This window comes from Kitasatospora sp. NPDC058048 (assembly GCF_042885555.1).
GTDB lineage: Bacteria > Actinomycetota > Actinomycetes > Streptomycetales > Streptomycetaceae > Kitasatospora > Kitasatospora lactacystinica.
This window is the reverse complement of record NZ_JBHVRT010000007.1, coordinates 266,789-273,535: the sequence shown is the minus strand read 5'-3', so window position 1 is coordinate 273,535 and position 6,747 is coordinate 266,789. Positions and strand designations below refer to the sequence as shown.

Annotated in this window: 3 protein-coding genes; all 3 read right to left on the bottom strand. The window is 77.1% G+C overall.

What is annotated here, in order from left to right; all coding sequences use genetic code 11:
• Positions 1 to 97 precede the first annotated feature (97 nt).
• Positions 98 to 2,932 carry a condensation domain-containing protein gene (locus ACFVVA_RS10380; RefSeq protein WP_387687796.1) on the bottom strand — a complete coding sequence of 945 codons (2,835 nt, stop codon included), beginning with the start codon at positions 2,930 to 2,932 and terminating at the stop codon, positions 98 to 100.
• Entirely contained in the window at positions 2,929 to 4,779 is a 1,851-nt protein-coding gene (locus tag ACFVVA_RS10375) for a non-ribosomal peptide synthetase (protein WP_387687794.1), read from the bottom strand. The genes ACFVVA_RS10380 and ACFVVA_RS10375 overlap by 4 nt, the downstream gene beginning before the upstream one ends.
• Positions 4,780 to 4,847: 68 nt before the next feature.
• Positions 4,848 to 6,719 carry an amino acid adenylation domain-containing protein gene (locus tag ACFVVA_RS10370; RefSeq protein WP_387687792.1) on the bottom strand — a complete coding sequence of 624 codons (1,872 nt, stop codon included), beginning with the start codon at positions 6,717 to 6,719 and terminating at the stop codon, positions 4,848 to 4,850.
• Positions 6,720 to 6,747 lie beyond the last annotated feature (28 nt).

Sequence of the window (6,747 nt, the reverse complement as noted above, 5' to 3'; positions counted from 1 at the left end):
CGGCCGCGTCTGTTGGGTCGCTGCGGCTGGCCGTGGCCGCGCCGTGGGCGGCGGCGCCGCTGCGCGCGGCGGCGCCCGCCCCCCAGGCACGGGGGGGTCAGCGGACCATGGCCGCCAGGACGCTGCGCCAGTCCTCGCCGGGCTCGGGGGCGAGCGGGCCGGCCAGGGTGTCCGCCCGGTAGTGCCAGGGGCGGCGGAGTTCCCCGTCGGCGTCGGGGGTGGCGGCGATCGGGCTGTCGGAGCCGAGCAGGCGGACCAGTTCGGCGGTGAAGTCGGCCCAGGAGACGTGTCCGCTCACCGCGTTGACGACCCGGCCGGCGGCGGGGTGGTCCGGGGTGAGGCAGGCGCCGAGGGCGCGGGCCAGGGCGGCGGAGTGCACCCAGGAGGCTCCGTTCCACTCCTCGGCGTCCGGCAGGCCGATCGGCCGGCCGGCCAGCGCGGCCTGGTAGAGGGGGCCGGTGGCGCCCCAGCGGAGCTGGTCGCGCAGGCGGTGGTGCGGGCCCCAGACGATCGGGGAGCGGACGGCCACGGCCTGGCCCCGGCCGGTCGCGGCGGCCTCGAAGAGGATCCGCTCGCAGTCCAGCTTGGCCTGCCCGTACGGGGTGACGGGTGCGCTGCTGGGGCCGCCCTCGGGGACCTCGGTGCCGGCCGGGCGGCCGTACGCGTCGATGCTGCTGACGAAGACGAACGGGCCGCCCCGCCAGCCGTCGACCAGGGCGCGCATGGCGGCGAGGTCGGTGGCGTGGTCGGTGAAGGTGCAGGCGGAGTGGATGACGGCGTCGACGCCGTCGACGGCCCGGCGCAGGCTGTCGAGGTCGCCGAGGTCGCCTTCCGCCACCTCGGCGCCGTTCAGCGCGGGCAGGTGCGCGGACTCCGGCCGGACCAGGACCCGGACCGGCCGGCCCTGGGCCATCAGTTCCTGGAGCACGGCCGCGCCGACCCCGCCGGTGGCGCCGGTGAGCAGGACGGTGCCGGTGCGGGCGCCGGTGGTCCGCGATCGGGCACCGGCCTGGGCGAGGGCCGCGCGGCGCTCGTCCGTGCGGGTGGCGAGCAGGGCGGCGAGGGCGCGCGGGGTGCGCTGCTCCAGGATGTCGAGGCCGGTGAGCGGCAGCCCGGTGCGGGTGCGCAGGCGTTCGGCGAGCTGGACGGCGACCAGGGAGTGACCGCCGAGGGCGAAGAAGTCGCCGTCGGCGGGCGGGGTCGTGCCGAGGAGTTCGCCGAAGGCCTGCCGTACGACGTCCAGCGGGCCTGCCTCCGACGGGCCCTCCGCCGCCGCGGTCGCGCCGGGCAGCGTGGTGGCGCCGGGCAGCCGGTCGCGGTCGGGGGTGCCGTCGGCGTGGCGGGGCAGCCGGTCCACGAGGGTGACCGCGAGCGGCAGTTCGGCGGCCGGCAGGCGCCCGCGCAGGGCGGCCCGCAGGGCGCTGCCGCTCGGCGCGACCGGCCCGCGGACCACCGCGTAGGCGAGCGGCGGGCCGTCCGGGTTCTCGACCACGGCCGCCTCGACCACCGCCGGGTCTGCCGACAGGGCTTCCACGACCGGGTGTTCGGCGGCCGTCAACCGCTCTCCCGGCAGTTCGGACAGCCGCCGTTCCGGGTCGGCGGCCACGGCGGTGAGCAGTTCGGCGAAGGCGCCGAGCAGCCGGGCGGCGGTGTCCGGGTCCAGCGCGTCCCGGTCGTGCTGCAGCAGGCAGCGCGGCTCCGGGCCGTCCTCCAGCAGCAGGGTGAGGCCGAACTTGGCCAGTCCCAGGTCGAGTTCCACGTTCTCGGTGTCGAGGCCCGGCAGCACCAGCGGGTCGACGGTCTGGACGAGGTCGCAGCTGACCGAGAGCAGTGGGGTGCCGTCCGCGCCGCGCGCGGCCGCGCCGAGCCGCTCGACCACCAGGTCGAGGGGCACCTCGTGGTGCTGCTGGGCGTCGAGCAGGGCGGTGCGGACCGGAGCGAGCAGCTCGGTGAACGACAGGTCCCGGGACGGATTCGCCCGCACGGCGAGGGTGTTGACCGCGAGCCCGACGGTCCGGCGGAACTCGGGCCGCGCCCGGTGGCCGCTGGCGCAGCCGAGGACGAGGTCGTCCTGCCCGGAGGCGATGCCCAGCGCGGCGAACGCGGCGGCCAGCACGACGGTGTACAGCGTGGCGCCGTGCCGCGCGCCGAGGACGCGCAGCTGTTCCACCACGGCGGGTTCCAGCGGGGCGGCGTGCAGCGCGGCGCGGCGCTCCCGGGTGCCGGGCGGGACGGGCCGCAGCAGGGTCAGCGGCCGGGCGCCGGACAGCCTGGCCGCGAGGACTCCGGCGGTGGCCGTCAGCTCGGCCTCGCGGGCGCGTTCCTGGCGGGCGTAGTCGGCGTACGAGGGGGCCGGCGGCGGGAGCCGGTTCGGCTCGCCGTCGCGCGAGGCGCGGTACAGCTCGGTGAGGTCCGAGGTGAGGAAGCGCAACGTGCCGCCGTCCACCGCGATGTGATGGATGGTCAGCAGCAGTGTGTGGTCGTCGTCTCCGTGCCGCAGGAGCAGGGCCCGCAGCACCGGGCCGGTGGCGAGGTCGAACGGCCGGGCGGCCTCGGCGGCGAGCTGCTCCGGGCCGGTGGCGTCCAGGACCGGCAGCGGCACCGGGACGACCGGGTCGATCTGCTGGTACGGCTCGTCGCCCCGGCGCGGGTAACGGGTGCGCAGAACGGCGTGCCGCTCGGTCAGGCCGGTGATCGCGGTGGCGAGGGCCGCCCGGTCGAGCGGGCCGCGCAGCCGGGTGGCGACCGGCACGTTGTAGAGGGCGCCGCCCTGGCCGAGGTGGTCCATCAGCCACATCCGCTGCTGGGCGTGCGAGAGCGGGGCGGGGCCGGTCGATTCGGCGGGGCCGGTCTGCGGTGCGGAGGTGACGGGGGCGGCGGCGCGGCGGTTGCGGGCGCGGCGCAGCAGGTCGCTCTGGTCGACGGTGGTCATCGGTCGGCTCCGGGGGTGTCGTCGGCGGCCCGCAGGGCGCGCTCCAGCAGCTCGGCCTGGGCGGCGACGGTCGGGTGCTCGAGGAAATCGGCGAGCGACAGCTCGACCCCGAGGTCCTCGCGCAGGTCGTCCACCACCCACATGGCGAGCAGCGAGTGCCCGCCCTCGGCGAGGAAGTCGGCGGACGGGTCGGTGATCGGGCGTTCCAGGGCGCGGCTCCACGCCTCGGCGACGACCTGTTCGATCGGGCCGAGTTCGGCGGTGGCGGACGGCTGTGCCCCGTCCGGTTCGTCGGCGGCCAGCGCCCGCCGGTCCACCTTTCCGCTGCCGGTCAGCGGCAGCGCGGCGAGCACCGTCCAGGCGGTGGGCACCAGGTGGGCGGGCAGCCGCTCGGCCAGAGCGGCCCGCAGTGCCTCGACGGCGGGGCGGGAGCCCTCGGCGAGGACCAGGCAGGCGGTGAGCGCGGCGTCGATCTGCCCGGCGCGGCGGACCACGACCGCCGCCTCGGCGACCTCGGGCAGTTGGAGCAGCGCGTGCTCGACCTCGCCGGGTTCGATCCGGAAGCCGCGCACCTTGACCTGGTCGTCGGTGCGCCCGTGGTACTCCAGGGAGCCGTCCGGCCGTTCGGCGACCCGGTCGCCGCTGCGGTAGGCGCGTCCGATGCCGGGCAGTTCGCGGAAGCGCTCGGCGGTCAGCTCCGGCCGGTCGAGGTAGCCGAGGGCCAGCCGGTCGCCGGCGATCCACAGTTCGCCGACGCCGCCCTCCGCCACCGGCGCGAGCCGCTCGTCCAGGACGTACGCCCGGGCGCCGCCGAAGGCCCGGCCGATCGGGACGGATCCGGCGCAGTCGGCCCGGGTGATCCGGTGCAGGGTGGTGAAGGTGGTGGCCTCGGTCGGCCCGTACGCGTTGATCAGTTCGAGCCACGGGAAGGCCTGCAGCACGGCGCCCGCGTACTCGGAGGAGAGTGCCTCGCCGCCGACGACCAGGGTGCGCAGCACGCCGAAGACCCGGGACCGCCGGGCGGCCAGGTGGTGGAAGAGCGCGGTGGTGAGGAAGGCGGTGGTGACGCCGAAGCTCTCGACGTCGCGGACCAGGTCCTCGGCGCTGGGCCGCTCGCTCGGGGAGACGGCCACGGCGGCGCCCCGGGCGAGCGGCGCCCACAGTTCGAAGGTGGTGGCGTCGAAGGAGACGGTGGAGTGGAAGAGCACCCGGTCGCGGGGACCGAGGCCGATCGGGCCCTCGGCGGTGGCCAGGTCGGCGACGGCGCTGTGCGGGACGAGGACGCCCTTGGGGCGGCCGGTGGAGCCGGAGGTGTAGTAGAGCAGGGCGGGCGCGGCCGGGTCGGCGGCGTCGGGCGCCGTGCCGTCGGCGATCTCGGTGCCGCGCTCGGTCAGCGCCAGGGTGCGGTCCTCGGGGAGCCCGGCGTCGGCGAGCAGTCCCTTGTCGCCGAGGACGAGCCGGACGTCCGCGTCGGCGATCATTTCGGCGATCCGCGGGCGCGGGTAGGCCGGGTCGAGCGGGACGACCAGTGCGCCGGCCCGCCAGACGGCGAGCTGGGCGACGACGAATCGGGTCGAGCGGGCGCACAGCAGGGCGACGGCGCTGCCGGGGCCGATCCCCCGGTCGGCCAGGACGGCGGCCAACCGGCCTGCGGCGTCGACGAGTTCGCGGTAGGTCAGGACGGTGGAGCCGTCGGTCACGGCGAGCGCGTCGGGCCGCTGCTCGGCCTGCCGGGCGACCAGGGCGGGCAGCGGGGTGGGCAGGGCTTCGGCGGTCCGGTCGATCGGAGCCGCGGAGGTCGCGGGGTGCGCGGAGGTCGCGGGGTGCGCGCGGTGCATGGTGGTCATGGGTGGTTCCCTTCCGGGCGCCCCGGCCGGGTGGGCCGGGGCGCCCCGCTGAGGAGGTTCGGGCGGGGTCAGGCGGTCGCGGCCAGATCGGCCACCCGCTCCTCGACCAGCCGGGCGACGGCCCGCAGGTCGGGCTGGCGCAGCACCAGGGGGGCGCGCAGCCGTACGCCGTACTCGTTCTCCAGGGCCTCCAGCAGTCTTGCCGCGGCGAGCGAATTGCCGCCCGACGCGAGGAAGTTGTCCTCGGGCCCGAGGTCGGCCCGGCCGATCAGCCCGCGGCAGAGCTTCAGCACGGCGCGTTCGACCGGGGTGCCGGCCTCGTCCGCCGGGGACTCCTCGTCCGGGGCCGGCGCGTCGGCCAGCAGGGCCGGGCGGTCCACCTTGCCGTTGGCGTCCAGCGGGAAGCGCTCCACCAGCCGGACGGCGGAGGGCACGGCCTGCTCGGGCAGCCACGGGCGGACGGCGTCGAGCAGCGCCGCGGGGTCGGCGCCGTCCTCGGCCTGGACGAAGGCGAGCAGCCGGACGCCGGTCGGCGCCTGCTGGGCGGCGACCACCGCCCGGCGCACCTTCGGGTCGCGTTCGAAGGCGGCCTCGACCTCGGCGGGTTCGATCCGCACGCCGCTGACCTTGACCTGGTCGTCGAGGCGGCCGTGGAACTCCAGCACGCCGTCCGGGCGCATGACCACCCGGTCGCCGGTGCGGTAGACCCGGTCGGTGCCGACCACGCCGGCGGGCGCGCCGACGAAGCGGCGGGCGGTCAGCTCGGGGTCGAGGTACCCGGCGGCCAGGCCGCGGCCGCCGATCCGCAGCTCGCCGGCCGTGCCGCGCGGCACCGGGCGGCCGTCCTCGTCGGTGACCAGGAGGACGGCGCCGTCGATCGGCAGGCCGATCGGCGGAGCGCCGGCACCGTGGTCGCCGCCGGGGGCCATGGTGTGCACGGTGGTGGTGACGGTGGCCTCGGCGGGGCCGTACGCGTTGTGGACGGTCGCGGTGACGTCGGGCCCGGGTGCGCGGCGCAGCCGGTCGCCGCCGATCACCAGGTGGCGCAGCGGCGACTCGGCGGGCCAGGGCCGGCCGAGGAGGGGCTCGGCCAGCGGGGTGGGCAGGATGGACACGGTGACGCCGGCCTCGCGCCACCAGTCGGTGAGCGCACCGGTGTCCCAGCGGACCGCCTCGGGGGCGACCACCAGGGCCGCGCCGGAGGTGAGGCCGGCCCACAGCTCCTGCATGTGCGGGTCGAAGGCGACGCCGATCAGCAGGCTGTGTCGCTCCCCGGGGCCGAGGCCGGTCAGTCCGCGGTACCACTGCAGCAGCGCGCCGAGCGCGGGCTCGGTGACGGCGACGGCCTTCGGGGTGCCGGTGGAGCCGGAGGTGAGCACCGCGTAGTGGGTGCCGGCCGGGACGCGCACCTGCTCGCCCGGGTTCAGGGCGGCCACCACGCCTTCGGTGGGCAGGTCCAGCGGCAGCCGCTCGCCGCCGGGCGGCAGCAGGTCCGGCTCGCCGACCAGGCAGGTCGGGCGCAGTTGCTCGGCGACGGCACGCAGCCGGTGCTCGCCGGGGCGCGGGCCGAGCGGCAGGTGGACGGCGCCGAGCTTGGCGGCGGCCAGGGTGACGGCGACCAGCGAGACCGAGTGGGCGAGGCAGACGCCGAGCAGGTCGCCCGGGCCGACCTTGCCGCGCAGGGCCTCGGCCACGGTGTCGGCGAGGCGGTCGAGTTCGGCGTAGCTGTAGACCTGCTCGCCGTCGATCAGGGCGGGGGCGTCGGGGGTGCGGTGCGCCCAGGTGGTGAAGAGGTCGAGCACCGCGCCGTCCTGGTGCGGACGGCCGTAACCGATGCTCGGGGCGTCGGTGTTCGGCGTCCCGGTGTTCGGAGCCCCGGTGTTCACGGTGTCGACGCTCGGGGCGTCCGCGTTCGGGGCCTTCGTGTCAAGGTGTTCCATCATCGTCTCCAGGAAGTCGCGTACGAAG